General features: G+C 35.7%; 24 protein-coding genes and 1 pseudogene. 10 read left to right on the top strand and 15 right to left on the bottom strand.

Features of this window, described 5'->3' with window-relative positions; translation table 11 throughout:
• Position 1: 1 nt before the first annotated feature.
• The 4 genes from ACFFIS_RS10625 to ACFFIS_RS10610 form a co-directional block, all read right to left on the bottom strand.
• Complete coding sequence (locus ACFFIS_RS10625) at positions 2-1,894, bottom strand: ABC-F family ATP-binding cassette domain-containing protein (RefSeq protein ID WP_390187438.1); 1,893 nt, start codon at positions 1,892-1,894, stop codon at positions 2-4.
• Positions 1,895-1,926: 32 nt separating this feature from the next.
• Positions 1,927-2,133 carry a hypothetical protein gene (locus ACFFIS_RS10620; RefSeq protein ID WP_320378326.1) on the bottom strand — a complete coding sequence of 69 codons (207 nt, stop codon included), beginning with the start codon at positions 2,131-2,133 and terminating at the stop codon, positions 1,927-1,929.
• Positions 2,134-2,179: 46 nt separating this feature from the next.
• Positions 2,180-2,710, bottom strand: coding sequence for a redoxin domain-containing protein (locus tag ACFFIS_RS10615; RefSeq protein ID WP_390187436.1), 531 nt, complete (start codon positions 2,708-2,710; stop codon positions 2,180-2,182).
• A 175-nt stretch (positions 2,711-2,885) separates the two neighbouring features.
• A complete protein-coding gene (locus ACFFIS_RS10610) occupies positions 2,886-3,386 on the bottom strand; it encodes a hypothetical protein (RefSeq protein ID WP_320378324.1) in 501 nt (166 codons plus the stop codon).
• A gap of 132 nt (positions 3,387-3,518) precedes the next feature.
• Here ACFFIS_RS10610 and ACFFIS_RS10605 point away from each other — a divergent pair, with 132 nt between their 5' ends.
• The 3 genes from ACFFIS_RS10605 (at position 3,519) to nadX (ending at position 6,231) form a co-directional block, all read left to right on the top strand.
• Positions 3,519-4,499 carry a DmpA family aminopeptidase gene (locus ACFFIS_RS10605; protein ID WP_320378323.1) on the top strand — a complete coding sequence of 327 codons (981 nt, stop codon included), beginning with the start codon at positions 3,519-3,521 and terminating at the stop codon, positions 4,497-4,499.
• A 145-nt stretch (positions 4,500-4,644) separates the two neighbouring features.
• On the top strand, positions 4,645-5,334 hold the full coding sequence (locus tag ACFFIS_RS10600; protein ID WP_390187434.1) for a copper homeostasis protein CutC: 690 nt from the start codon (positions 4,645-4,647) through the stop codon (positions 5,332-5,334).
• Positions 5,335-5,439: 105 nt separating this feature from the next.
• Entirely contained in the window at positions 5,440-6,231 is a 792-nt protein-coding gene (gene nadX / locus ACFFIS_RS10595) for an aspartate dehydrogenase (RefSeq protein WP_390187432.1), read from the top strand.
• Between the two features lie 102 nt (positions 6,232-6,333).
• On the opposite strand, the gene ACFFIS_RS10590 is transcribed toward nadX, so the two are convergent.
• Entirely contained in the window at positions 6,334-6,564 is a 231-nt protein-coding gene (locus ACFFIS_RS10590; RefSeq protein WP_320378319.1) for an excisionase family DNA-binding protein, read from the bottom strand.
• A 143-nt stretch (positions 6,565-6,707) separates the two neighbouring features.
• Here ACFFIS_RS10590 and ACFFIS_RS10585 point away from each other — a divergent pair, with 143 nt between their 5' ends.
• Positions 6,708-7,277, top strand: coding sequence for a nucleotidyltransferase family protein (locus ACFFIS_RS10585; RefSeq protein WP_390187430.1), 570 nt, complete (start codon positions 6,708-6,710; stop codon positions 7,275-7,277).
• A 70-nt stretch (positions 7,278-7,347) separates the two neighbouring features.
• Here ACFFIS_RS10585 and nagE read toward each other — a convergent pair whose 3' ends face one another.
• The 5 genes from nagE to ACFFIS_RS10560 all read right to left on the bottom strand — a co-directional run bounded on the left by nagE (position 7,348) and on the right by ACFFIS_RS10560 (position 11,370).
• Positions 7,348-8,790 (bottom strand): N-acetylglucosamine-specific PTS transporter subunit IIBC, encoded by a 1,443-nt coding sequence (gene nagE / locus ACFFIS_RS10580; RefSeq protein ID WP_390187428.1) that lies wholly within the window; start codon positions 8,788-8,790, stop codon positions 7,348-7,350.
• A 90-nt stretch (positions 8,791-8,880) separates the two neighbouring features.
• Entirely contained in the window at positions 8,881-9,699 is an 819-nt protein-coding gene (locus ACFFIS_RS10575; protein ID WP_390187513.1) for a PRD domain-containing protein, read from the bottom strand.
• A 28-nt stretch (positions 9,700-9,727) separates the two neighbouring features.
• Positions 9,728-10,225 carry a PTS sugar transporter subunit IIA gene (locus ACFFIS_RS10570; protein ID WP_320378315.1) on the bottom strand — a complete coding sequence of 166 codons (498 nt, stop codon included), beginning with the start codon at positions 10,223-10,225 and terminating at the stop codon, positions 9,728-9,730.
• 394 nt (positions 10,226-10,619) lie between these two features.
• On the bottom strand, positions 10,620-10,898 hold the full coding sequence (locus ACFFIS_RS10565; protein ID WP_320378314.1) for a GNAT family N-acetyltransferase: 279 nt from the start codon (positions 10,896-10,898) through the stop codon (positions 10,620-10,622).
• Between the two features lie 121 nt (positions 10,899-11,019).
• The gene (locus ACFFIS_RS10560; RefSeq protein WP_320378313.1) at positions 11,020-11,370 is read right to left on the bottom strand and encodes a YflT domain-containing protein; all 351 of its coding nucleotides are present in this window, start codon (positions 11,368-11,370) and stop codon (positions 11,020-11,022) included.
• Between the two features lie 364 nt (positions 11,371-11,734).
• Here ACFFIS_RS10560 and ACFFIS_RS10555 point away from each other — a divergent pair, with 364 nt between their 5' ends.
• Positions 11,735-12,307, top strand: a complete 573-nt coding sequence (locus tag ACFFIS_RS10555) for a histidine phosphatase family protein (RefSeq protein ID WP_390187426.1) — start codon at positions 11,735-11,737, stop codon at positions 12,305-12,307.
• The gene (locus tag ACFFIS_RS10550) at positions 12,308-13,519 is read left to right on the top strand and encodes an MFS transporter (protein ID WP_320378312.1); all 1,212 of its coding nucleotides are present in this window, start codon (positions 12,308-12,310) and stop codon (positions 13,517-13,519) included.
• 46 nt (positions 13,520-13,565) lie between these two features.
• On the opposite strand, the gene ACFFIS_RS10545 is transcribed toward ACFFIS_RS10550, so the two are convergent.
• Both ACFFIS_RS10545 and ACFFIS_RS10540 read right to left on the bottom strand, forming a co-directional pair.
• Entirely contained in the window at positions 13,566-14,696 is a 1,131-nt protein-coding gene (locus ACFFIS_RS10545; RefSeq protein ID WP_390187511.1) for a LysM peptidoglycan-binding domain-containing protein, read from the bottom strand.
• 154 nt (positions 14,697-14,850) lie between these two features.
• Positions 14,851-16,035 carry an NAD(P)/FAD-dependent oxidoreductase gene (locus ACFFIS_RS10540; protein WP_390187508.1) on the bottom strand — a complete coding sequence of 395 codons (1,185 nt, stop codon included), beginning with the start codon at positions 16,033-16,035 and terminating at the stop codon, positions 14,851-14,853.
• A 179-nt stretch (positions 16,036-16,214) separates the two neighbouring features.
• Here ACFFIS_RS10540 and ACFFIS_RS10535 point away from each other — a divergent pair, with 179 nt between their 5' ends.
• The 3 genes and pseudogenes from ACFFIS_RS10535 (at position 16,215) to ACFFIS_RS10525 (ending at position 18,092) form a co-directional block, all read left to right on the top strand.
• Positions 16,215-16,475: a (2Fe-2S)-binding protein gene (locus ACFFIS_RS10535; protein WP_320378310.1), complete on the top strand. Its 261-nt coding sequence runs from the start codon at positions 16,215-16,217 to the stop codon at positions 16,473-16,475.
• 5 nt (positions 16,476-16,480) lie between these two features.
• Positions 16,481-16,789, top strand: a pseudogene (locus tag ACFFIS_RS10530) ((2Fe-2S)-binding protein); the annotation flags it as partial.
• A gap of 91 nt (positions 16,790-16,880) precedes the next feature.
• Positions 16,881-18,092, top strand: coding sequence for an NAD(P)/FAD-dependent oxidoreductase (locus ACFFIS_RS10525; RefSeq protein WP_390187422.1), 1,212 nt, complete (start codon positions 16,881-16,883; stop codon positions 18,090-18,092).
• A gap of 182 nt (positions 18,093-18,274) precedes the next feature.
• Here the strand turns inward: ACFFIS_RS10525 and adhE are convergent, their stop codons facing one another.
• Positions 18,275-20,875, bottom strand: a complete 2,601-nt coding sequence (gene adhE / locus ACFFIS_RS10520; RefSeq protein WP_390187419.1) for a bifunctional acetaldehyde-CoA/alcohol dehydrogenase — start codon at positions 20,873-20,875, stop codon at positions 18,275-18,277.
• Positions 20,876-21,159: 284 nt separating this feature from the next.
• On the opposite strand from adhE, the gene ACFFIS_RS10515 reads away from it, so the two are divergent.
• The gene (locus ACFFIS_RS10515; RefSeq protein ID WP_390187417.1) at positions 21,160-22,065 is read left to right on the top strand and encodes an EamA family transporter; all 906 of its coding nucleotides are present in this window, start codon (positions 21,160-21,162) and stop codon (positions 22,063-22,065) included.
• 225 nt (positions 22,066-22,290) lie between these two features.
• On the opposite strand, the gene ACFFIS_RS10510 is transcribed toward ACFFIS_RS10515, so the two are convergent.
• Together ACFFIS_RS10510 and ACFFIS_RS10505 are read right to left on the bottom strand one after the other, a co-directional pair.
• Entirely contained in the window at positions 22,291-22,764 is a 474-nt protein-coding gene (locus ACFFIS_RS10510; protein WP_390187415.1) for a hypothetical protein, read from the bottom strand.
• A gap of 21 nt (positions 22,765-22,785) precedes the next feature.
• Positions 22,786-24,939 carry a DUF1430 domain-containing protein gene (locus ACFFIS_RS10505; RefSeq protein WP_390187413.1) on the bottom strand — a complete coding sequence of 718 codons (2,154 nt, stop codon included), beginning with the start codon at positions 24,937-24,939 and terminating at the stop codon, positions 22,786-22,788.
• Positions 24,940-24,948: the final 9 nt, after the last annotated feature.

Genomic DNA, 24,948 nt, shown 5'->3' with positions numbered 1-24,948 from the left:
ACTAAGCTTGATTTTCTATTTCTTCCACAAGCTCAGACAATGTAGCCCAACGTGACATTTTTTCTTCAAGTTGTTGTTCAATCGTTTGTTGTTCCGTATACAATGATTGTACTTTCGATAAGTCACTTCCGGCCGTTTCTATTTCATTAGCTATTGCTACTAGCCTATCTTCTAATGCTCCTATTTCATCTTCAATAACTTCCCATTCCATTTTTTCCTTATAAGTCAAACGACGTTTTTTAGGCTTTTGTTCCTGAAATTTCTTTTGTGCCTTATCTTGTTTTTCCTTCTCCTGTTTCATATCATCTTCCACAGTTTCTAGATATTCACTAAAGTTCCCGAAAAAGACTTGAACCTTTCCTTTTCCTGTAAAAACAAAAAGGCGGTCAATGACACGGTCTAAAAAGTAACGATCGTGTGAAACAGTGATCACCACGCCCGGAAAGCTTGTTAAATACTCCTCTAACACGCTTAATGTTTGCGTATCTAAATCATTCGTCGGTTCATCTAAAAATAACACATTTGGTTCAGTCATTAAAATTTTCAATAGGTAAAGTCGACGTTTCTCACCGCCTGACAACCGGCGAATATAGTTCCACTGTTCCGGCCGTTGAAATAAAAAGCGTTCCAGCATTTGTTCCGCTGTAATGACATCACCACTTAACGTATGCACAACTTCGGCAGTCTCTTTTATATAATCAATCACACGTTTATTTCCGTCAAGCTCTTCCTCACCCTGTGTATAATAACCAATTTTCACAGTTTCTCCAATTTTTATTTCTCCTGCATCAGGTTTTATACGGTTTGCCATCATATTTAGTAATGTTGTTTTTCCAGAGCCATTCGGACCTATTATCCCAATTCGGTCATGTCGATTAATTAAATATGAAAAATCATTAACAAGTTGCTTTTCACCGTATGTTTTATGAACGTCGATTAACTCCAGTACATTCGTACCCAATCTAGTGGAGCCTACTTGAAATGCTACTTCTTCCTTGCTCGTTTGAAACTTTTGTTCTTGCATTTCTTCTACTCTTTGAATACGTGCTTTTTGTTTCGTCGAACGTGCTTTAGCACCACGTTTTAACCATGCCAATTCGCGGCGCAATGTATTCGCATGTTTTTGTTCTTTGGCAACTTCTAATGCTTCTCTTTCCGCCTTTTTTTCAAGGAATAGTTCATAATTTCCATCATACATATATAAATTTCCCTGTTCTAATTCATATATGCGGTTTGTTACTCGATTTAGAAAATAGCGATCATGCGTAACGAGTAATAAAGCACCTTGATAGGTAGCTAAATATTTTTCTAACCACACAACTGTTTCATGGTCAAGATGGTTTGTTGGCTCATCTAATATAAGTAAATCAGCCGGTTGTATAAATGCTTTTGCCATGGCAACCCGCTTTTTTTGTCCACCTGAAAGTTCTGTGATTGCTTTATCAAAATCCGTTATTCCTAATTTGGTTAATATAGTTTGCGCAACTGTATTGGCTTCCCATGCTTCATGTTCATCCATTCTTTGTTGCATACGGAGTAACTGTGCTTGTGCTTGTTCATTCTGCTCATTTCCCTGCAACTCTAAAAGTGCCTGTTCATATTGCCGCAGCAATTTCATCATGGGCGCATCCCCATAAAAAATTTGTTCGATAACGGTTAAATGTGGATCTAAATCTACCTCCTGTGGTAAATACTCAATCCGATAATCTTTTGGATGGGTGATAGACCCTTCATCTGGAACATCTACACCTGCGATCATTTTTAGAAAAGTTGACTTTCCTGTTCCATTCACACCAATTAATCCAATACGATCGCGTTCTGTAATCACACAAGAAATTTCCTTAAATAATACCTTATCACCGTACGTCTTTGTTAATTGCTCAACTGTTAACATGTATATCCCTTCTTCTAATGGGGTCAGACCCCCTACTTAATATCACTATTTTTTTCATTTTTTTCTTGTCGATCGCGTGCTATTTTTTTACCTAATAATACAAATAAAAATAACATCCAGGATGTCACAACGTAAAAAATAATTTTGCTCGTATCATCCATTTTAGAAAAGAAAAAGGCCATTCCTAGCCAAATGATGCCTACCCCAATAATTTGATAAATGTAAAACTTCTTATCCACAGTACGCCCTCCACTTTTGAAACGTATTCTTTACAATTTTAAACGTTTACTTCATTTTTTCAAACTCTTGCACCATTTGTTCATAATTCAGTGCACCAAAAGCTTTATTATGGATTCTACCATCTGAATCAATTAGAAATGTTGTCGGAATCGGTTGAATTTGATATAGTCCAGAAATCAACGAATCTTCATCTAATAAAATGGGAAATGTTAACCCATATTCATCTACAAAATCTGTTACATTGGAATGACTTGTTTCCGTCCCCGTTAAATTAACGGCTAGTATGACAATATCTTTCTCCTCATGGAATTTTTGCATATCTGGCATTTCTGCACGGCACGGACCACACCATGATGCCCAAAAGTTTACCAAAACACGTTGTCCTCGAAAGTCAGATAACGCCATTTCGTCACCAGCCAAGGTCTTCAATTTAAAATCTGGTGCTATATTTCCCTTTTCTAACCCTACTTCTTCATCTAATTCACTTTCTTGCTTTCCACTATGGTCGATTGCAAAACTATAAATAGCCCAGCCAAACATTCCAATTAAAATGATTACAATTATTGTCCTTTTCATTTTCCACCGTCCCATTTCATTTAAGTAGTACTTTATTATTCCATTTCTCTTTTATGGATCCTAATTGTTAAAAAGACAGAAAGACAAAAAACAATTGCTAAAAAGATTGGCGATACAATATAATGAAATATTGTTGCAAATGGAAATAGGAGTGAAATAATTAAAATCCCAAAACTCATATGTTGAATAATAGGTAAGATAACTCTCTTGCAAGTGCTCCTTCAATATAAAGCAGGTAAACAATTAATAATAAAAGCAATAAACCTAAATAAGCCCATTCAAACGTAATGCCATTTAATAAAATATGGATAAATTCATATACAAAAGAAGCAGCGAAAAAGACAGGTATAAATACGTCAAATTGAAAAATCCGTTTATTTCGATAGTGTTGATAAAATATCGTCAGAATCATGAGTACCACAGCTACATATAATGCTTTTGAATTACTAGGATATGCAAGTACAGCTATTGGGTCACGAATAAACAATAAAAAGTTTACAGCTATTTTACCGATCCAAATGTAAATAATAAAATGAATGAGCAGTGACACCATATCTTCTATATACTTCTTCTTTTGCACTCGATCATGAGATGAAGCTAGATAATAAAAAACGAGTCCCGCAATAAAACTTGCAGCAATTATCCCAATCATACTTAACTTTGCTCGAATTGCCATGATGTCCCTCCTCTACAAGATTCACCGTATCTTCTTACTCTTATCATATCTATACTAATCATATCACCCGATTAAAACAACTATATTTGTTATAATAAAACATAATGGAATAGATAGAAAGTAGGTATATGATTGAAGCTTCCAAAGGGGTTATGTAATGATATCACGGATGTCCCCGGTGTCCGTGTTGGTCATGTCACGCTATATCACAAGATGAATAATCAAGAAACAATTTGTACTGGTATTACATCTATTTTGCCACACGAAGGAAATATATTTAAGCAAAAGGTTCCAGCAGCTGTATATGTTATAAATGGATTTGGTAAAACAGTTGGACTTGTACAGGTAGAGGAACTTGGTGTCATCGAATCACCCATTCTACTAACCAATACATTAAGTGTTGGTACTGTGCTACAGGGGACATTACAACACATGCTACAAGAGAATCCTGAAATAGGTGATACGACTGGCACAATTAATATTGTTGTAGGTGAATGTAATGATGGTTATTTAAATTCCATTCGTATTCCCGCAATTAAACAAGAACACGCGATAGAAGCAATTCAAAGTGCAAAAAGCGGGCCTATCAAACAAGGTGCAATTGGTGCTGGTAAGGGCATGGTTTGTTTTGATTATAAAGGAGGAATCGGGTCTGCCTCGCGAATGATAGCGGAATCGTATACAGTAGGTTGTCTTGTCTTAAGTAATTTTGGTAAACGACAGCAAGCAATGTTTGCCAATTGGCAAACCGAAGAAACAGTAGAGACACCCGACGGTTCCATTATGATGATAATAGCGACAAATGCCCCACTAGATGCACGCCAATTAAAACGACTAGCAAAACGATGTTCACTTGGTCTTGGACGAACTGGAAGTATTGCTGCAAATGGTAGCGGGGATATTGCAATTGCCTTTTCCACAAAAAATATGTATACACATGAATCAGTGGACACCTGTCATACGATGCATGTTTTAAGGGATGACGATCCACTAATGGAAAAAATCTTCCAAGCTGTTATCGAAACGACAGAAGAAGCCATTATAAACTCATTAAAATTTGCTGAAACAACGACAGGTAGACAGGGCAGAGTTGTGAAGCGTGCACCTTTGTAGATTGAAGTAATACGCTTTGTTGAAGATTCGACCTGTCGTGTTGATGTTTCACTATTTGATGTTAAAGCTTGGATAATTCATGTTGTATACATCCTACAGAATTTAAGTTTCATATAGTTTTTTAATCTTATGATGAGGTGAGAAAATGAAAATTGAAGTTATTACATTAAATGCAGCGGATACATTACAAGCACAAGAATTTGGTGCGGATCGTGTTGAATTAGTAAGCGCGATGAATGAAGGTGGTTTGACGCCAAGCTACGGTACTTTGAAAAATGTGTTGCAATCCGTTACCATTCCTGTACAGGTGATGGTGCGACCACATAGCTTTGGATTTGTCTATGATGAGAAAGATTGGAATACAATAAAAGAGGATATTTCTATCATTCAAGAGCTTGGCGGGAATCGGATTGTTTTTGGAGCAGTTACAAAAGATGGGGAAATAGATGAGCAACTACTTGAAAAAGTAATTCATCATGCTCCTAACATAGATATTAGCTTTCATCGAGCTTTTGACCAAGTAAAATCTCAAACAAATGCATATAAAGTGCTAACGAAATATAAAGATAATGTGAAACGTATTTTAACCTCTGGCGGAAAAGATCGTGCAGATCAAGCGATGGACGAATTACGAAGCCTTGTACAATTATCACATGAACTTGATGGACCAAGTATTTTAGTAGGAAGTGGCGTTTCACCAGATAATTTAGCTACCTTACACGAACATATTGGAGCAAGCGAATATCATATTGGTTCAGGCGTGCGCGTGAATAAAGATTTTAACCAATTACTTGATAAATCAAAAATAAATCAAGCGAGAGACATCTTAAAATAACATATCATCACTACTTAAACATACATGGTATGCCTATTTAGTTTTAAATTTCTCTATGATGTAGACAGACTAAACCGTGTGGGCTTTAGCAAAGGGGGATACTTTTTGATTAAAATAGGGCTTATTGGTGTTGGAAATTTGGGGCAGTTTCTACTTGAAAAAATCAATAAAGAACATATTTTAGCTGGCTATACAATTTCTGCAATTTGTGATGAACGCGTGAAGGCTATTCATACCATGCCTGCGTTAGCGAAAGCGTATCATGTAAAAGCATATGATCAGCTTGATGATTTTTTAAACGCTGATATCGATTTAGTTGTAGAGTGCGCAAATGTTACAGCCGTCCAACAGTATGCATTACAAATATTGGCAAAGAAAAATCTGTTAGCAATTAGTGTTGGGGCATTTGTTTCATCTAGCTTTTATGAAAAAGTGCTAGCAACGACACAAAAACAGCGTACTAAGTTATATTTACCAGCTGGGGCAATTGGTGGTCTTGAAGTAATTCAGGCTGCAAAAGTATTAGGGGGATTAAAGGCAATCACCATTACAACGAGAAAACCCATTCATGCGTTTGCAGATATAGATACTACAAAAGAAACTATCATCTTTCAAGGTTTAGCAGTAGAGGCAATCGAGCGTTTCCCACAAAATGCAAATGTTGCCATTACACTTTCTCTTGCCGGATTAGGTGTCCAGCAAACAAAAGTGAAAATTATTGCTGATCCAACGGTTAGCCAAAATATACATACGATTCAAGCCTCGGGTGCGTTTGGAAAAATGGATATCACGTTAGAAAATAATCCACTTCCCATGAATCCAAAAACTAGTTACTTAACAGCTTTAAGTATCATCGCTACTTTAAAGTCATTACATGAGCAGGTTGTTATTGGTTAAAAATAAGCTTTTGCCTACGAGAAAAAGTAAACAATCGTAAAGGAAAGTCATTGATATCTTTCATAGACTCCTCTTTACGATTTTTTTCATCCTTCTCAATAGCTAGTCCTCATCCTTCACATCAATATCTTCCGGAATCGGTTCATTCAAATAATCAATAATCATTTGACGATATTTTTCTAATTGTTCAAAATGTGTGGTAAACTGATCTTGATTAATAAGAAATTGTTCCCCATCATGAATGGAACGAATCCTTCCTTGTACAACAAGCGATTTTACTGTTGGCTCAGGCATTGATAAATATTCTGCCGTTTCTTTTAATGTCATATACATAAGTTTATGCTTCCTTCTTTACACAGACTCTTTTAATAAAAATTTTAATTCTAAATACAGCAGAAAGCAATCGATATGATAACTTCTACTATCGCACTACGCCATGTTAATATGTACATTTTGTATGATTGGAGAGATGAAACATGCTTACAAGCCAAGATGATATCATAGAACTCATTGAAGCGGACGAATGGATGATGCAGATTTTACATACCGCAAAGATACTTGCACTACCCGATTGGTGGATATGCGCGGGTTTCATTCGTGCAAAAGTTTGGGATACATTACATCAGTTTACTAAACGAACACCGCTTCCAGATATAGATGTTATTTACTTTGACCCTACCGCTACAGATGAAAGGCAAGAAAAAATATATGAAAAACAATTACACAAGTTACATAAAGGAGTTCCATGGTCCGTGAAAAACGAGGCACGTATGCATCGACTTCATCAGTTTCCACCATATACATCATCCGTTGATGCAATAAGTAAATTTCCAGAAACAGCAACTGCTATTGGTGTGAAACTTGATGCTGAAAACAATCTTATTTTAGCCGCTCCACACGGTGTAACGGATTTACTCCAACTTCACTTGAAGCCTACACCTTTCTTTTCGAGTACTACAGAACGGCTTGATATTTATAGAAGCCGTTTATCTAAGAAAAATTGGCAATTAACATGGAATAATATCACAGTCTCCCCTGATATTTAAAACATTACATGCAACAGTAAAAAACTGACTCCAGCAAAACTACTGGGGTCAGTTTTTAATTAAAAAGTATTTATTTATTACCGCGAATTTTATTTACTTCGTCCGCTACAAATTGAACGCTCGTTCCAACGATAACTTGGATACTATGTTTTCCAACAACGTTTACTCCTGGAACACCTGTAGATTTAATTTTTCCTTGATCTACTTTATCCATATCTTTTACTTCTACTCTTAAACGAGTTGTACAATAATCAACTGCGTCAACGTTTTCGTCTCCGCCAAGACCTTCATAAATATTTGATGCCATAGAAGCAAATTTGTCATCACCGCTAGCTTGATCTTCTTCTAAATTTTCTGCTGTATCTTCTTCTCGACCTGGTGTTTTCAAGTTAAATTTCACTATTAAGAAACGGAACAAGAAGTAATAAATGACAGCAAATACTAGCCCTTGAAGAATAAGCATGTATGGCTTATTAGCAATTGGATTAATAAAACTTAATGTATAGTCTACAAATCCGGCACTAAAGCCAAAACCTGATGTCCATTGGAATGCGGCTGCGATAAATAGTGATAATCCTGTTAATGCAGCATGTACAAGATACAATGCTGGAGCTAAGAACATGAATGAGAATTCAAGCGGTTCTGTTACCCCTGTAAAGAATGCAGCAAATGCAGCAGCTAACATTAGAGAAGCAGCTTGTTTTTTACGTTTTGTTTTAGCAGTATGATACATAGCTAAAGCTGCAGCAGGTAAACCGAACATCATAATCGGGAAGAACCCTGCTTGATACATACCTGTAATTCCTTTTGTACCTTCACTAGCTAAGAATTTACCAATATCATTAATTCCCGCAACATCAAACCAGAATACGGAGTTTAAGGCATGGTGCAATCCAGTAGGAATGAGTAGACGGTTAAAGAATCCATATAAACCTGCACCAGCAGCGCCTAAACCACTAATTAATTTACCAAATGATACTAACCATGTGTAAACAACTGGCCAAATGAAGAATAATGCAGCAGCAAGTACTACCATAGCTGCAGCTGACATAATTGGCGCCAATCGTTTTCCACTAAAGAACGCTAATGCATCAGGTAGCTTAACACCACTGAAGCGATTGTACATTTGTGCAGAGATAACACCTGCTAGAATACCAATAAATACGTTATCATTTTGTGCAAACGCTGGGTTTACGTCTGCAACATCAATCCCTAATAATCCAGCAACGGAATTAGTTGAGATTAATGACGTAACAACTAAAAATCCTACTAAACCACTTAGTGCGGCTGCACCATGTTTATCTTTTGATAACCCAATAGCAATACCAACTGCAAATAGCATGCCTAGGTGATCTAAGATAGATGTACCTGCATTTAATAAAAATGTACCTACAACGTTTCCATCCCAGAATCCTAAAATCCAGTTACCAATTCCAGCAAGGATAGCAGCTGCTGGCAAAACTGCAACAGGTAACATGAGTGAGCGGCCTAAATTTTGAAAAGCCTTCATCATTTTAATTTCCTCCTATCTCCATTTACATCATTGATTTTCAATTTATTAACCGAAAAAAACACATAAGATAAAAAATAATAGTGCATCATGCTAATTTTCCCTAAGTCTTTCAATATGAAGCGTAATGTAGCCAAGTTCTTCATCCGGTAGATCAATTCCATGTTGGTCAAGGAGACGTTTTGCAACAACCTTCGCGCAATCATATGCAACAGGAAATTTACGTTTAATCATTGTGAGCATTTCTTCATCCATCGCATGCACGTTATAGTTACTCGCACGATCTAAGGCAAATCGAATATGTGTAATGAGGCGTTCATAAGCTAAATCTTGCTCTCTAATTGATACGTGCAAATAATCTTTAATCGTCTCGACAATGTCCCGTATAATGGAAGTTTGCTTCACTACCTCCCTAACATCACCTCCTTGAACTTTCATTGTGTGAATGTGTAATGCTATAAAAGCGGCTTCATCATTTACCATCTCAATACCCAACTTTTCTTTAATATGATGAATCGCCCACAGCCCTATTTCGAACTCTTCTTTATATAAAATCTTAATTTCATGTAACAGCTTATTTTGTAAATGAATACCTTGCTTTTCCCTTTCAATTGCGAATGAAATATGATCTGTAATAGCTAAAAGGACATGACTATTTAATTTTATTCGTAATTTTTGTTCTGCATATGCAATAATTTCCTCTGTCAATGTAAAATGTTCTTCAGGAATTCGTAATAAGAGCTGTTCTAGTTTTTCATTCTCTTTTAAGACGAATAACTTTTCGATCTTCGATTGATCTACAAGGTCATTCTTTCCTTTATGGAAGCCTAAACCTGCTCCAATTGCTATTTTCTCCTGATTTTCTTCTTTTATAATGACAGCATTATTGTTTAAAATCTTCATAATTCGCATAACAATAATCACGCCCTTTAGCTTCTACTTATTTATTCGTAATTGTAATAAGTTCTGTTTCACCAGCAATGGCTGTTACATCACTTGTAACATGATAATCTTTTTCTTCTGGTTTACTATTTGTAATAATAATTGGTGTTACAATATCTTTTGCTTCTTTGCGAATATATTCAAGATCAAACTCAATGAGTGATTGACCTACAGTAACCGTATCACCTGTAGAAACTTTCACTTCAAATCCTTCACCTTTTAGTGCAACAGTTTCTAAGCCAACGTGAATCAGAATTTCTGTACCATTATCTGATTCCAATCCAATTGCATGTTTAGATTCAGGCACTTGGACGATTTTCCCAGAGATTGGTGCGACAACTTTTCCTTCACTTGGAATAATCGCTGCTCCTTCTCCCATCATTTTTTGACTAAATACAGGATCTGGAACCTCCTCTAAAGGTACAATCTTTCCATTTAATGGTGCTATCAATACTTCTGATTGAGTTTGCGATTTTTTAAACAAATTTTTAAACATAAAATCTGCTCCTTTCCTTAACCCTTGAAGTGTAGTCCCACTATTCAAAATAGCGGATTGCGATGATGTATGACGTATGTCCAATATTTATCTTTCCCTTGTTCTTCTTCTTCAAACATGAATAGAAAACAATAAAAAAGGCATGGTGTACTGTGAGGGATATACTAATCCCCCTCCGTATCACCATGCCTGATCTAGTCAGTAACATGCGTGCATCATTCATTTGTAAATTCATCATAACACTTCTTTTAGAGAAAATCAACAAGATTACTTTGATAAAAATCATTCATATTCAAAATAGAACTTCAGTCTGTGCAAATTCGTACTTCATCTACTGGCTGTTCGTTCTGCATTACCTATCATGCAATATCGTTTGAAAGGATTTCAATATTACTTATTTAGCGGCTAAAACATCTGACGCTTGTGGATGTCTTTTAAAATACGTAGCGACATATGAACATGTTGGTATAATTTTTTTGTTTTCATTTTTTGCATAGTTGATTACATGTTCAACTAATTTTGCCGCAACACCCTGCCCACGTAAATCATTCGACACATACGTATGATTGACAATTAATGTATTCCCTTCTTTTATAAAAGTTATTTCAGCTATTGGATTTTCCTCAGTTTCGCCAATAAAGAACTTATCATGACCTCTTTTTATCGTATGCATAAACATACCTCCCTTACTTCATTTACTTATATCATACACTTATTTATATTATCGTTAACTTTATATGCTACACGAAAGAATAGGAGACATTCCAAAATAGAATATCTCCTATTTAAAGCTTCTATAAATAAATCTCCGCTAGATCTTTTTGATTGGTTACCATTAAAAGTACTTTTCCTGTATCTAAATCCTCTTCATATATCTCCGCTTCTGTTTGACTTAGGCCCATTTCTGTCATTTTTGTTCGCAGCTCGTCACCCTTTTTACGAAATACAGCCTGGACCGCTTCACCAAATTCCATTTCTTGATATCCTATTTTATTTGCTCCCGTGTTTTCAATTAGACGATTTGTCCGATCATTATCATGCGCTAAAATGTATATATCTTCTTTTAACACACCATGATTGGCTAACTTCTCCACATCCTTTTGTAGTTGTTCATCATTTGCATATTCTTTTATAAATGGCTTCATGCAAGTTCAACTCCTTTTTGTGGTTACAATTGGTTTACCCGCTCCACATAGAGTTAAACATGTCCACTGTTTGTTTTAAATTGGGGTTAACTTTCCAATTTCATTAGTGTTTAATTAAGATGCACCTCATTTGGGAAGAGTCATGTATATACCTACCTCCAAGCACATGACTCAGACTCACGGTATGAAGATTTACGATGTCCAATTTGATTTATATAAAGAAAACCTCATGATGTGATATGTATAAAACATCAATGGGTAAGTGATTATTCACAATCTGTTCAAATATTCCATGATATCATAAAGGACTTTGCCGATTTTTAGCGAATAACATATAGATAAGAAAAAAGTAAAGGAGATTGTTATGAAAACAAATATATACTTTGTACGCCATGCACATGCAACATTTATTCCTAATCAAGAAAAAACAAGGCCCCTGTCAAGACGCGGAAAGAAAGATTCAATAAAAATTACGGAAACTTTAAGTTCAGCATCTATTGACTTTGTAATTTCAAGTCCATATCTTCGTGCAATCCAAACAGTTGAAGGAGTTGCCCATAAGTTTGGGAAAGAAATCATTTTAAATAAGCATTTTAAAGAGCGTACACTTGCTAGCGAATCTGTTAGTGATTTTCAGCAGGCCATTTACAAAGTATGGGAGGACCCAAACTTTTCCTGGCCAGGTGGCGAATCAAACGTAGCTGCACAAACACGTAGCGTTACAGCTCTTCTTGAAACTCTAAAAACATATCAGGGGAGCAATATTGTCATTAGGACACATGGAAATATCATGGTATTAATGATGAGTTATTTCAATTCAACATATGGCTTTGACTTTTGGTTACAACTGCAAATGCCAGATATATACAAATGTACATTTATAGGAACAAAGCTTGTGTCAGTACAGCATATTCCCCTCGAACTGGGGCAACAATAAATGAAACAAAATTGGAAAAGCTGGAGAAAACCAACGATTTTATTATGTACGTTAGGATTTGCGGGTATTGGTGATTTTATATATTTAGTTGCCATTAATATACTTGTTTATCAGATAACAGAATCAGCTGCTGCAGTAGCTACGCTATGGATGATTGGCCCCCTCGTAAATATCGCAACAAAATTTTGGACTGGAAGCTATATTGATTATCGTAATAAACGTAAGATTATGATGATTACTTACTTCATACGAGGTGTCCTCATTTTATGTATTCCATTTGCTCCAAACATGTATGTTATGTTTCTCATTTTAATTTGCTTAAGTATTGCTAAATCCTTCTTCTCACCTGCATCTATTACATATATCGCGGCATTTATTCATAAGGGTATGCGCAAACGCTTTAACTCGATTCAATCTCTTACATCTTCGGGGGCCTTCATCATCGGGCCGTCCATTGCAGGATCGCTTATTTTACTATTTGGTGTTCATCATACACTTTTCATTAATTCAGGGGCATTTTTTATTGCGGCATTATTGTTATCCTTTTTACCTCATGTAGATGATGGTAAACAAAAAGCGCCCAGGCTTTCTTTTGCGCAAATAAAGGGTGACTGGGTAGTAGGGCTTTTATTTATGAAGCAAAACAAATATGTTGCACTTATTTACGGACTATTTTTAACAACGACCATTTTTTCATTTGCGATGGATGCGCAGGAGGTAGTATTTACCCAACAAGTCATTGGATTATCGGAAATGGATTACAGTCTTTTAATCAGTATAACTGGGATTGGATCCGTTATCGGAGCTTTTCTCTTATCAACCTTTTCCAACACACTGTCCCTCCGCTATATGATTGGAATTGGTGTGATCATGCAAACAATAGGTTATCTCATCTATGCCTTTTCATGGTCATTTTTATCCATTGTAGTAGGCTTCATCCTATTAGGTTTCTTTCTTGTCTTTTTAAATGCGGGAATGATGACCTTTTATCAAAACAATGTACCGACAGAAATAATGGGACGCGTAACAAGCATGTTCCAATTAGCCCAAAGTGGATTACAAATTATCTTTGTCATAACTGTTGGCGGAATTGCAGATATAATTCCATTACGAATAACGATTATTTTCTTAGCAAGTTGCATGTTAATTGTTTCGATTTTCATTTTATTGCAAGTTTTACAGAACGATAAATCCCTTTACTATCAAGCTTGACCGTTTTATTCAAAAACAAAAAACCTTGCAACATGCAAGGTTTCCCTTAATTTTGTGATTTATATTCCCAATAACGTAAAATATCATATCCATTAAATGCTTTCCAATGCATGTCATAAAAGCCAATGTGTAAATGGGAGTCAAATTTTCCAGTTGTTCCTTCAGGTCCATAACCTGTATTGCCAACATAGCCAATGACTTGTCCCTTTTTCACTTTTTTATTTAAGGTCATACCAACTGCATATTTACTTAAATGTGCATAATATAGATTGATTCCTTCTGCTGTTTGAATGGCAATTCGATAGCCGCCTAGTTCCAACCATCCTAGTCTGACGATTTTCCCATCAGTTGCCGCATAAATAGGTGTACCAATTGGAGACATGATATCTATTCCCTCATGTGGCCGTTCTCCTCCATACGTGCGTGAAGCATTCCACGTATCACCAAATGGCGAGTATGTTCCACTTGCGAGCGGAAATTTTCCACTTATTAATATTGCTGGTTTTGTTGGTGCCTTTACGCTTCCTGCTGTTACCTTCAACTGTTGTCCAACATAAATCATATCAGAAGTAAGTCCATTTAATGCCTTTATCTCATCAACCAATGTGTGGTACTTCTGGGCAATTGTAAATAAATACTCACCGGATTTAACAGTGTGAATGGTTGCTATATGTTTTTCTGTTACTTGATTTGGTACTTTATTGCCCGTCTTTTGCGGAGTTTTTGGTTTTGTTATTGTCGGTTTTTCAGAAGACTTTGTTGGTAGTTTTATAGATTGGCCAATTTTTATCACATTCGACTTTAATTTATTCAGAGACTTTAATGCTTGAACCGTCGAATGATGCTTTTTTGCTAGACTATATAGTGTGTCACCTTTTTTAACGCTATACACATTTGATGATTTTACCGTATTAGCTTTTTCGGGTTTCACTACTTTTTTCTTTGTAGGAGAGATAGCATTAGGATTAACAATATATAAATGTTGACCTGGTTTGATAATATTTGATTTCATTTTATTCCATTGTTTCAATTGTGATACTGACAAATGATTTTTTTTAGAAATGCTATAAAGTGTATCTCCCGATTTCACTGTATATTGTGGACTTTTAGCTTCTGTTACACCAATAAACGAGCTAAAAGTAATTGCTGTAGCAAGAGCAATTGAGGTAACTTGCATTTTTCTCAATGTTGCACAACTCCTTGTTGTTTTCTTAATTGATGTAGTAATTATCCATGAAAACAACAAGGACGTGCAATACTAAATATTTTCCAGTAGATTAACTTTATTCACTTATGATAGAATGATAAATTCACCTTATTCCAATGATCCATCACATTGAAGTCGTCGGGACCTTCTTCTTAAATCGGTCAAACCGAAGCGGATCAATTGGAATAATAGTCTCAGACTCACATACAATTTGTTCAATTAATTTTCCAGTGACAGTTGCGAGGCTTATTCCATCACCTTCATGGCCTGCTGCAATGTAAAATCCTGGTATTTCCTCTACAGCTGAGACAATTGGCAAATGATCTTCTGTCCAAGGTCGGAATCCAGTATATGTACGAATCATATTAAAATCATTCATCTTAGGAAAAAATCGCAATGCTCTTCTCGCCATTGTTCTCACTACATTCATGTCAACACTTCCATTAAGTCCAACAAATTCGCGGCTACTACCTAATAAAAAGTTTTGGCTTTCTGTAGGTTCTAAAACTAATGCAACACCGTATTTTAATGTTTCTTGATCTGCAATTCGCTCGCGTTGAAATTTATTCATTAAATAACCAAACTCCATCACGTTTCTCATCATGACTGGCTTTTGTCGAGCCCCAACCATAATGTGACCTTTTCGTGGAACGATGGGAATATCGAGATTCAGCATTTCCCCTATAAATGGCGCCCATACACCTGCAGCATTAATTACTTTTTTCGCTGTAAATGTCCCATTAGATGTTTCAATCGTAAAATCCTCTTTTTTGGATAAGCTAGTAACTTCGGTATGCGTGAATAGCTTTAAGCCATACTCTTTGGCCCTTTCTACTAATGAATAGCAATAGAGATATGGATTAATAAGCGAATCAGTTTCACATTCTAATCCACCCGGTATATCGTCTGCGAAGTATGGTGATTCTTGACGGATGTCTTCACGATCTAATACATTAAATTTTAAGCCAGCTTCATTTTGTATACCTACCCATTCCATTGCTGCTTCCATTTCTGCATCATTATCACAAACTAATATGCTACCTAATTCACGATATTCAAAAGGGATTGCAAGATCTTTTTTTAGTTCTACTGTTAATTCTTGACTTACTAATGACATTTTACTATCATATCCAGGATCTTTATCCACGATTGTAATATTCCCATCACATTTAGACGATGTTCCACTTGCAATATCATTTTTTTCAATCAGCATGCAGTCAAGCCCAGCTTTTGCGACATAATAAGCAATTGCACTTCCCATAATTCCTCCACCGATAATCGCAACTTCTGCATGATGTTTTTGCGCCATATCCATCTTCCCTTCCAATTAAATTTTCTCCTGTTTATTTTCTATTAAAATATTTATCTATTATGCTAAATCAATTCTATCATATATGTTAAAATAGCAATAAATATACTGTCATTTTTTTATAAAAATTTGTAAGCGTTTAACTTTGTATAGATAAAGTAAAAGGAGGAAGATACATCATGGAAAAACTCATTGTTTGCCGTTGTGAGGAAATAGCCTTGGAAGACATTAAAAAGACGGCCCAAAAATATGATTGTTCTGCGCGGGAGATAAAGCTACGTACGCGAGCAGGAATGGGATATTGTGGTGGACGCACATGTAGACCTGTGTTAGATAAAGTTTTGGAACAAGTAACTGGCGAAAAACCTGACGATATGATTCCACTTAAAGTACAACCACCTGTACGACCCGTCTCTTTATCAACGCTAGGAGGGAAATAATTAAAATGGAACAGAAAAATAGAATTGTAAATCACCCTGTTTTGGGAAAGCTTGAAGAACGGAAAGAGATTACATTTACATACGATGGCGTACCATATAAAGGCTTGGCAGGTGATACCATTGCTTCGGCACTACTAGCAAATGGGATCCGAAACCTACGCGTTCATGAAGAGACAGGTACCCCACGGGGAATCTACTGTAATATTGGTCACTGTTTTGAGTGTCGGGTGACGGTTAATGATCATTCGGGAATCCGTGCATGTTTAACTGAAATCCAATCAAATATGGTCATTGAAAGCGGGAAGATAGAACCGACACCACTAAAAGCAACTTCCGAAGAACAGCTACCGCGTACGTATGCTGATTTTCAAAAAGAAAATACAAATCAAAAAGTAGGTGATTCACATGTATGATGTGATCATTGTTGGGGCAGGACCTGCAGGGTTATCTGCAGCAATAACATGCAGAAAATGGGATTTACATGTACTTGTTATAGATGAATTTCCAAAGCCTGGTGGACGCTTACTTGGACAACTACATGAGGAGCCAAATGGCGATTGGTGGAATGGGATTGAAGAAACAAATACATTATTAAATCAAACAACCGCATTGGATGTCGATATAAAATGTGGCGTATCCGTTCATCACATTCAACACGAAAAAGGCAAGTTTTCCATACAGACGAATCATGGAGCGTTTGTAGCGGAAAATATATTACTTGCTACCGGAGCTGCTGAAGCGGCTACCCCTGTACCTGGTTGGACATTACCTGGTGTCATGTCGATTGGCGCTGCGCAAGTTATGACAAATGTACATCGTGTAAAGGTTGGTAATAAAGGTATCGTAGTTGGTGTGAATGTACTATCAGCAGCAATAGCTCGGGAATTACAATTAGCTGGAGTTGGGTTACATAGTATGGTACTCCCAGCTGCAAATCCAGCTACTGGTGACTATGCAAATCCAAGAAAAGTAATGGATGGTCTCGTGCGTATTGCCCATCTTGCACCTTCTGCCTTTATCCGTTTTGGAAGTAAATTTGCCAAGGCAGCATGGATACGCAATTTGGCTGTGTCATTTTATCCAAAAAGTGGCGTCAAAATGTGGGGAATGCCTATTCATATTCGAAAAGCCGTCACACGTATTAATGGAACCGACAAAGTAGAATCTGTTACGGTTTGTAAACTAACAACGGATGGACAAATCATTCCGGGTACAGAGGAAATCGTACCAGTCGATTTTGTTTGCATTGCAGGTGGACTATATCCCCTCACAGAATTAGCGGCTGTAATGGGGCTACCTTTCCAACATATAGAAGAACTTGGCGGGCACGTTCCCATTCACAATGAAAAAATGGAAACACCAATTGAAGGCCTCTTTGTTGCTGGTAATATTACTGGTATCGAAAGCGCAAAGGTTGCACGTACACAAGGCATAGTTGCTGGTCTGTCCATCGTTAAACGAAAAATGAAAGATGTTGTAGATATCGATTTCAAAGTACAAGAAGCAATTAACCTTGTACAACAAACTCGTAACGAGGCAACGATTCAATTCCACCCTCATATTATAGAAGGTCGCGCTAAAATAGAAGCAAGTTTTCATTCATATGAAAAAGCGTAAACATACCATTATTTCTTATTAGGTTATGTTCATATCTTTAATAGATTTATTTATATTGAGATTGAAGTAGAAAGTGAGGGGGATAACCCAAAAGGCCATCCCCCCTCTTCGCTAACTATATTTTATTAAACCAATTACTTGCCGAATAAAGATTGTTCCCCATGACTCAGCCACTTTTTATCCTATATACCTTGATATGCCTGTCGATAAATCTCCGCTAGCTCTGTAACTAGCGGCAACTTTGGATTTGCTGTCGTACATTGATCCTCAAATGCAAGGTCGGCAAGTTTTTCTACTTTATTTTCAAAATCCCTTTCACGAACACCACAAGCTTTTATACTCATTGGAATATCTAGCTTTTTCGCCAAATCGATAATCGCCTGAACAAGACTTTCCACTCCTTCTTCAACTGTACGCGCTGGAAGACCGAGTTCACTTGCTATTTCAGCATAACGTTTATCCGCAATAAAATGTTCATATTTAGGAAAGGAAACAAACTTTTTCGGTTTCGTTGCATTATAACGGATAACATGTGGCAACAAGATTGCATTTGCCCGCCCGTGTGCAATATGATATGTTGCACCTAATTTATGAGCGAGACTATGGTTAATTCCTAGAAAAGCATTTGCAAACGCCATACCAGCTATTGTCGATGCATTATGCATCTTTTCCCTTGCTACCGCATCATTTCCATTACGATATGCTATCGGTAAATATTGAAATACAAGCTTTATTGCATGAATTGCTAAGCCATCTGTGTAGTCATTTGCCATATTCGAGACATAAGATTCGATTGCATGTGTTAATACGTCCATTCCAGTATCAGCCGTAACAGTTTTTGGTACACTCATGACAAACTGTGGATCAATAATCGCAACATCAGGCGTTAATTCGTAATCTGCTAACGGGTATTTTGTGTTCGTATCATGATCTGTAATCACAGTAAATGAAGTTACTTCGGAACCTGTTCCAGATGTAGTTGGGATTGCAACAAATTGTGCTTTATGTCCAAGGTTTGGATATTTATAAATTCTTTTACGAATATCTAAAAACTTTTGTTTTAATCCATCAAAGTCAGTTTCTGGATGTTCATAAAATAACCACATTCCTTTTGCCGCATCCATTGGTGATCCCCCACCTATGGCGATAATAACATCTGGGTCAAATTCCATCATTTCAGTTGCACCACGTTTTACCGTTTCAAATGATGGATCAGCTTCTACATCAGAGAAAATTTTGCAATGTACATAATCAGGACGTTTTCTTAAATAATAAAGTACCTTATCAACATAACCTAGGTCCATCATCATCGGATCTGTAACGATAAACGCCTTCGTGATATTCGGCATTTTAGCCAAATATTGGACAGCATTTTTTTCAAAGTATATTTTCGGTGGGACTTTAAACCATTGCATGTTTACATTTCTCTTCGCCATTTTTTTAACATTAATGAGGTGAACCGTTCCTACATTTGTCGAAACAGAATTACCGCCATAAGAACCACAACCTAATGTGAGCGATGGTAAATACGCATTGTAAATATCACCGATGGCACCTTGGGATGAAGGAGCATTTACAATTAAACGACCCGCCTTCATACGGTGACCAAATTGTTCGATTACCTTTTCATCTTCTGAATGAATAACAGCCGAATGACCAAGGCCACCAAACTCTAACATTTCTTCCGCCCGCATTAAGCCCTCCTCCGTATTTTTTGCTCTGTAACACGCAAGTATTGGACTTAATTTTTCACGAGATAGTGGATGATTTGGCCCAACTCCAGTCAACTCTGCTAGCAAAATTTTTGTATCAATAGGAACCTGAATTCCTGCCATTTCCGCAATCTTTGTTGCACTTAATCCTACAATTGCTGGATTTACTGCACAAGCTTTTTCATCAATAACTAACTTTTCCACTTGAATTTTTTCCTCTTTATTCAAGAAATAGCAATTATGCGTGATCATTTCTTGTTTCACGGATTCGTAAATCTCATTATCAATGATTACCGCTTGTTCTGATGCGCAAATCATACCATTATCAAAAGTCTTAGATAAAATTAAATCATTAACCGCACGTTTCACATTAGCTGTTTTTTCTATATAACAAGGGACATTTCCCGGTCCTACCCCTAATGCGGGTTTACCAGAACTATAGGCAGATTTCACCATTCCAGCACCACCAGTTGCAAGAATTAGTGATACACCGTCATGTTTCATTAATGTTTGCGTTGCAAAAACTGAAGGGGTTTCAATCCATTGGATACAATGCTCAGGTGCTCCTGCTTTTCTTGCTGCCTCATATAATATACGTGCAGCTTCCGAGCTAGACTTTTGTGCAGATGGATGAAAAGCAAATATAATTGGATTTCCAGTTTTAATGGAGATTAGAATTTTGAACATCGTCGTCGATGTCGGGTTTGTGACAGGTGTAACTCCTGCAATGACACCTATTGGTTCCGCAATTTCTACTATGCCCTCATGCGGATTTTCTCCTATAACTCCTACTGTTTTATCATACTTAATATTGTGGTATACATATTCTGTTGAAAAAATATTTTTTATAATCTTATCTTCGTAAACACCACGTTTTGTTTCATTTATCGCTAATTTCGCCAAGGCCATATCTTGATCAAGCCCAGCTAAAGCCATATCTTTTACAATATGGTCAATTTCCTCTTGGCGAAGTTCTTTCATTTGTTTCAAAGCAAGGCTTGCATTTTTAACAAGCTGATCGATATATTTAGCTACTTTTTCCTCTGTCATTTTCTCTTTTACAATACCCATTAACAACGCCTCCTCATTTCATTAAAAATGTATTTGCCAATGCACTTTTTTTCATGAGACCAGTAAGCTTTTATATGTACATGATCCCCCTTTCTTATTTTTCTATCTTAAGCTTAGCAGTTGGTAACGCTGTCATTTCATCGTAAATACGACAAGTTTGTGAAGCGTTTCACAAACTTAAAAATAATTCTTTTCTCACCACAATACTTGTTGTATAATTATATTGTTTTTTTCACTTCATCTACTGATAGAAATATCAAATCTAATAACAGGAGTTACCAATTATGTGGTTTTTGTTTGCACTTATAACAGCACTCGCTTGGGGAGCAGCCGATTTATTTTATAAAAAAGGATCAGACAGCGATGATTCACAAAGTCACTTAAAGATAGTTACGATAGTAGGATTTGTAATGGGAATTCACGCAACGGCCTATATGCTACTAAAAGGTTTGACATTCCATCCTAGTGACATGTTGCTTTATTTACCGGTCTCCGCTCTATATATTTTATCAATGACGATTGGTTACATTGGATTACGATATATGGAATTATCTATTGCCTCGCCTGTACAAAATTCATCTGGTGCAGTTACAGCAATCTTACTTTTCATCTTCTTTACACATCAATTAACATTTACAGAAGTTGCTGGTATTTTAGCTGTTACTATTGGAGTAATTGGAATAGGCTTTTATGAAAAACAAGCAGAAGAAAAAGCGCGTCAACTAACGAATGAGATAATTGATAAAAAATATCAAATTAGTTTTATGGCACTTACCTTCCCTATTCTTTATGCAGTGATAGATGGCCTCGGAACCTTTGCTGATGGGGTATATTTAGATGAACTTTCTCTCATTAGTGAAGATGCTGCATTAATCGCTTATGAATATACATTCCTTATTTGTGGTCTTCTTTCATACTTCTATTTAAAATTTTATAAAAAGGTAGATTTTAAATTATTTAAAGAACGTGATAAAGGGCTTGCAGCAATACTTGAAACAACTGGACAATTTTTCTACGTATTTGCGATGTCTAAAAATGCAATCATTACCGCGCCACTGATTGCTTCTTATAGCATATTCTCAGTCCTACTCTCACGTATTTTCTTGAAAGAGAAGTTACAAAAACAACAATATATTGTAATTGCTATTGTAATGGTTGGGATTGCATTACTTGGCATGTCAGGTGATTAACGCTTTAACGGTTGGAAAATATAAATGAGAACTGATGGCAAAAATTCAGATAATCGTAAAGAACTAGAGTCTCCCTCCCCTTGATGTAAACTCTTTAACTTCATTGCTTAGATTGGATTGGTTGAACGAACAGCCTCTCCAACCTAAGTTAAAGTTTATGAAATTCTTTCATCATCATTCTGCAAGTAAACTATCAACTATTTCCAATACGAGATTGGAATAGACTTAGTTTGAACTTTCTTTTATTTCTTGTATGCGCTCTTCTATTTCCTTTAAAGCTGCAACGTAGTTTCTTTCACCTGCAATCTCCCTTATTTTTTCCTTGTTTTGGCTTGATATAACAAAATTATCAATTTGAATAATCTTATCATCATTTATGATATTTCCATCATCATCAAATGAAATGCTCACATTATATTCGGAGTCATTCTTGAAATCAGGATTGAGTTTCTCTGGCACAAAGGATGATCCTGATCCATTCTTACGTTTTATATAGATTATATAAAACTTGTTTTCTTTTATAGGCGGCATTTTTTTACTAAATGTATCCTTTTGTAGAGACTGTATATCCAACTTGCTCTTATCATTACTAGCATTATTTTGGTTATGCCCTTGTTTATTCTGGTAGATAAAAAATGTACCGATAGATAAAAGAAATATGACGATAAGTACACCTATTCTTATTTTGTTTTTATTCAAAATTGAATTACCTCCTGTTTGTTACTTTTCTAACAATACATTTTTCGTAACAGTGTATTCCTTACTCATAATCAAAATACTAGTTAATACAATATCCATCGCTGTTAATCCAACGACAATCTTTATAAGCAATGAACTATTATCGGCTATCACATAGCTAGTTGTAAAAGCTACATTCCAGAATACCAAAATTGAAAGATAAACGAGGCTATGTTTTTCAAAAAAGTTGTAACCGAATATCCATTGAATTGCTAGTGACTGTTTATTGATTTCTAAATAATACACTGTAGTAAAAAATAATAGTATCACTATTAAAATGATGGATAAGCCACAATAAATAACAGCGATTTGAAGTTCTTCCAACTCATTGGCTATCTTTAATTCAACATTAGAGTACGCAATAGAGGTGGGTTCCCAAACATCACTTAAGCCATGTCTTTTTATTGTTTTGTTTATTGAATAAAATCGATCACCTTTATCCATCTTAATATAATAACCAAACCCCATCGATATACTATTTGCCAGAATAGTCGGATCGAACATATCATTAACAATTACAGCGATTGGGTCCTCAATTTCGTAATTATTATCTTGCGCCATATTAGTAGAGTACGTGAAATAGCTTTGTTCATCTTTTACATATATGATAGAGATATGAATTGGTTCTGTCCCATCAGTTTGAAAAGCCCCTTCATAATCTTTTGTTAATGATATTTTAATGTCTTCTTCATTACCCTTTAATTTGTCTGGCACTAGTACAATTATTTCATTCTCTTTAGGTTCTGGAATTTTAACCTGTTTATTGTGAATATCAAAAATAGGATTAATAGCTACATAGTTTTTATTAATTTCAACTTTTCTACCTCCCATTCCCCACGGGTTAGGATCTAATTGGATATCAGAGGAGTCATTTAAATAATAGTTGGAAGGATTTATATAAATCGAACCCATGGACTCCAGGTCTTTATACATGAGTTGAACCTGCTTCTTCATTTCTTTATCATGTTGGAGATTTAAAAACTTCTCCTGTCCTAACGTTCCCTTAACGCCTAAGTAAGCATAATCCTTCAGTGTGGACCATTTATCTTGCTTATCGAAAGTTCCTTTTAACCCGATAAAATTTCCTATTCCTTGAAGTAAACCTAAAATAAGAAAAATTGCTATTATAAAGCGAACGATAATATTAAGGTAAAATAGCAATTTCATAGGTTTCTTATTTTTAATCATTTGAGGTATGTCAATACTTTTAGCACTTAACCACGTAATTGCAAAAATGAATAGGAAAATATAAATTGTCGGAATCAAGTTCCCGAACCAATGGTCGAGGAATAACAGAATTTGTTGGTATTGGTTATAAAAATACAAATATAACAACAACCCCAAAAATGAAAAAATGAAAGCCATCAAAAATATCCTTATGTATTTCCTAAATAAATAAAATCCGATTTGTATAAAACTATATCCAAACATATACCGTACTGCAATTTCTTTATAGTTGTTCATTACATCGTATAAAATTGCAAGGGACAAAAATAAACATAGTATTATAATCGTCTTAGATATCATATTTTGATACGGATATTCTGTTATAGCACTTTCTCCATGTTCCTTTGAAATTTGTACAATTAATCCACTTTCTATTGCCTTATCCATAAATTTCTTTGCGTTATCTTGACCATTTAACGTATAGTTTCCTTTTATATCCTTTGTTTTCGCCGCTGCAATCATAGGACGAATTTCAATTGGTTCAAAACTGTGGAAAATCTCCAGTTTACCTACTTGATTTGTATCATCAGTCTGTACAGTGGATAAAAAGTCGTTAGCAGTACTATTATTATCCAAAAATTCCCCGGACTTTAATTTTATCTTTTCAAAGTATTGATTAGCGTTACTAAAAGCTACATAATAAACTATTTTATCTTTATTATTTTTAATATCTCGTTCATAAGATATCCGTTGCAAGTTTACGCTTGTTTCCATTGCTGCATGTATAAGTAATTCAAAGTTTTCATGTTTACTTTTATTTGGATCCCCATCCTCAACCATGACATTCCATTCATCACTTACAGCATCATAGTTAAAATTTTGAAACTGTATATATTCAAATTGCTTAATTGACAGAAAACTTATAATAACAAAGGTGGCTGTAAGCAGAAAAAAGATTAATCTTTTCATTACCTATTC

Source organism: Paracerasibacillus soli, assembly GCF_042432965.1.
GTDB classification, from domain to species: domain Bacteria; phylum Bacillota; class Bacilli; order Bacillales; family Amphibacillaceae; genus Paracerasibacillus; species Paracerasibacillus soli.
This window is presented reverse-complemented; position numbering and strand designations above follow the sequence as displayed.

Excerpts from the sequence above, each read along its gene's own strand:
- ACFFIS_RS10625 (WP_390187438.1), bottom strand. The coding sequence starts at position 1,894 with ATGTTAACAGTTGAGCAATTAACAAAGACGTACGGTGATAAGGTATTA.
- ACFFIS_RS10615 (WP_390187436.1), bottom strand. The coding sequence starts at position 2,710 with ATGAAAAGGACAATAATTGTAATCATTTTAATTGGAATGTTTGGCTGG.
- ACFFIS_RS10610 (WP_320378324.1), bottom strand. The coding sequence starts at position 3,386 with ATGGCAATTCGAGCAAAGTTAAGTATGATTGGGATAATTGCTGCAAGT.
- ACFFIS_RS10600 (WP_390187434.1), top strand. The coding sequence starts at position 4,645 with ATGAAAATTGAAGTTATTACATTAAATGCAGCGGATACATTACAAGCA.
- ACFFIS_RS10590 (WP_320378319.1), bottom strand. The coding sequence starts at position 6,564 with ATGTATATGACATTAAAAGAAACGGCAGAATATTTATCAATGCCTGAG.
- ACFFIS_RS10585 (WP_390187430.1), top strand. The coding sequence starts at position 6,708 with ATGCTTACAAGCCAAGATGATATCATAGAACTCATTGAAGCGGACGAA.
- nagE (WP_390187428.1), bottom strand. The coding sequence starts at position 8,790 with ATGATGAAGGCTTTTCAAAATTTAGGCCGCTCACTCATGTTACCTGTT.
- ACFFIS_RS10575 (WP_390187513.1), bottom strand. The coding sequence starts at position 9,699 with ATGCGAATTATGAAGATTTTAAACAATAATGCTGTCATTATAAAAGAA.
- ACFFIS_RS10570 (WP_320378315.1), bottom strand. The coding sequence starts at position 10,225 with ATGTTTAAAAATTTGTTTAAAAAATCGCAAACTCAATCAGAAGTATTG.
- ACFFIS_RS10565 (WP_320378314.1), bottom strand. The coding sequence starts at position 10,898 with ATGCATACGATAAAAAGAGGTCATGATAAGTTCTTTATTGGCGAAACT.
- ACFFIS_RS10560 (WP_320378313.1), bottom strand. The coding sequence starts at position 11,370 with ATGAAGCCATTTATAAAAGAATATGCAAATGATGAACAACTACAAAAG.
- ACFFIS_RS10555 (WP_390187426.1), top strand. The coding sequence starts at position 11,735 with ATGAAAACAAATATATACTTTGTACGCCATGCACATGCAACATTTATT.
- ACFFIS_RS10550 (WP_320378312.1), top strand. The coding sequence starts at position 12,308 with ATGAAACAAAATTGGAAAAGCTGGAGAAAACCAACGATTTTATTATGT.
- ACFFIS_RS10545 (WP_390187511.1), bottom strand. The coding sequence starts at position 14,696 with ATGCAAGTTACCTCAATTGCTCTTGCTACAGCAATTACTTTTAGCTCG.
- ACFFIS_RS10540 (WP_390187508.1), bottom strand. The coding sequence starts at position 16,035 with ATGGCGCAAAAACATCATGCAGAAGTTGCGATTATCGGTGGAGGAATT.
- ACFFIS_RS10535 (WP_320378310.1), top strand. The coding sequence starts at position 16,215 with ATGGAAAAACTCATTGTTTGCCGTTGTGAGGAAATAGCCTTGGAAGAC.
- ACFFIS_RS10525 (WP_390187422.1), top strand. The coding sequence starts at position 16,881 with ATGTATGATGTGATCATTGTTGGGGCAGGACCTGCAGGGTTATCTGCA.
- adhE (WP_390187419.1), bottom strand. The coding sequence starts at position 20,875 with ATGGGTATTGTAAAAGAGAAAATGACAGAGGAAAAAGTAGCTAAATAT.
- ACFFIS_RS10515 (WP_390187417.1), top strand. The coding sequence starts at position 21,160 with ATGTGGTTTTTGTTTGCACTTATAACAGCACTCGCTTGGGGAGCAGCC.
- ACFFIS_RS10505 (WP_390187413.1), bottom strand. The coding sequence starts at position 24,939 with ATGAAAAGATTAATCTTTTTTCTGCTTACAGCCACCTTTGTTATTATA.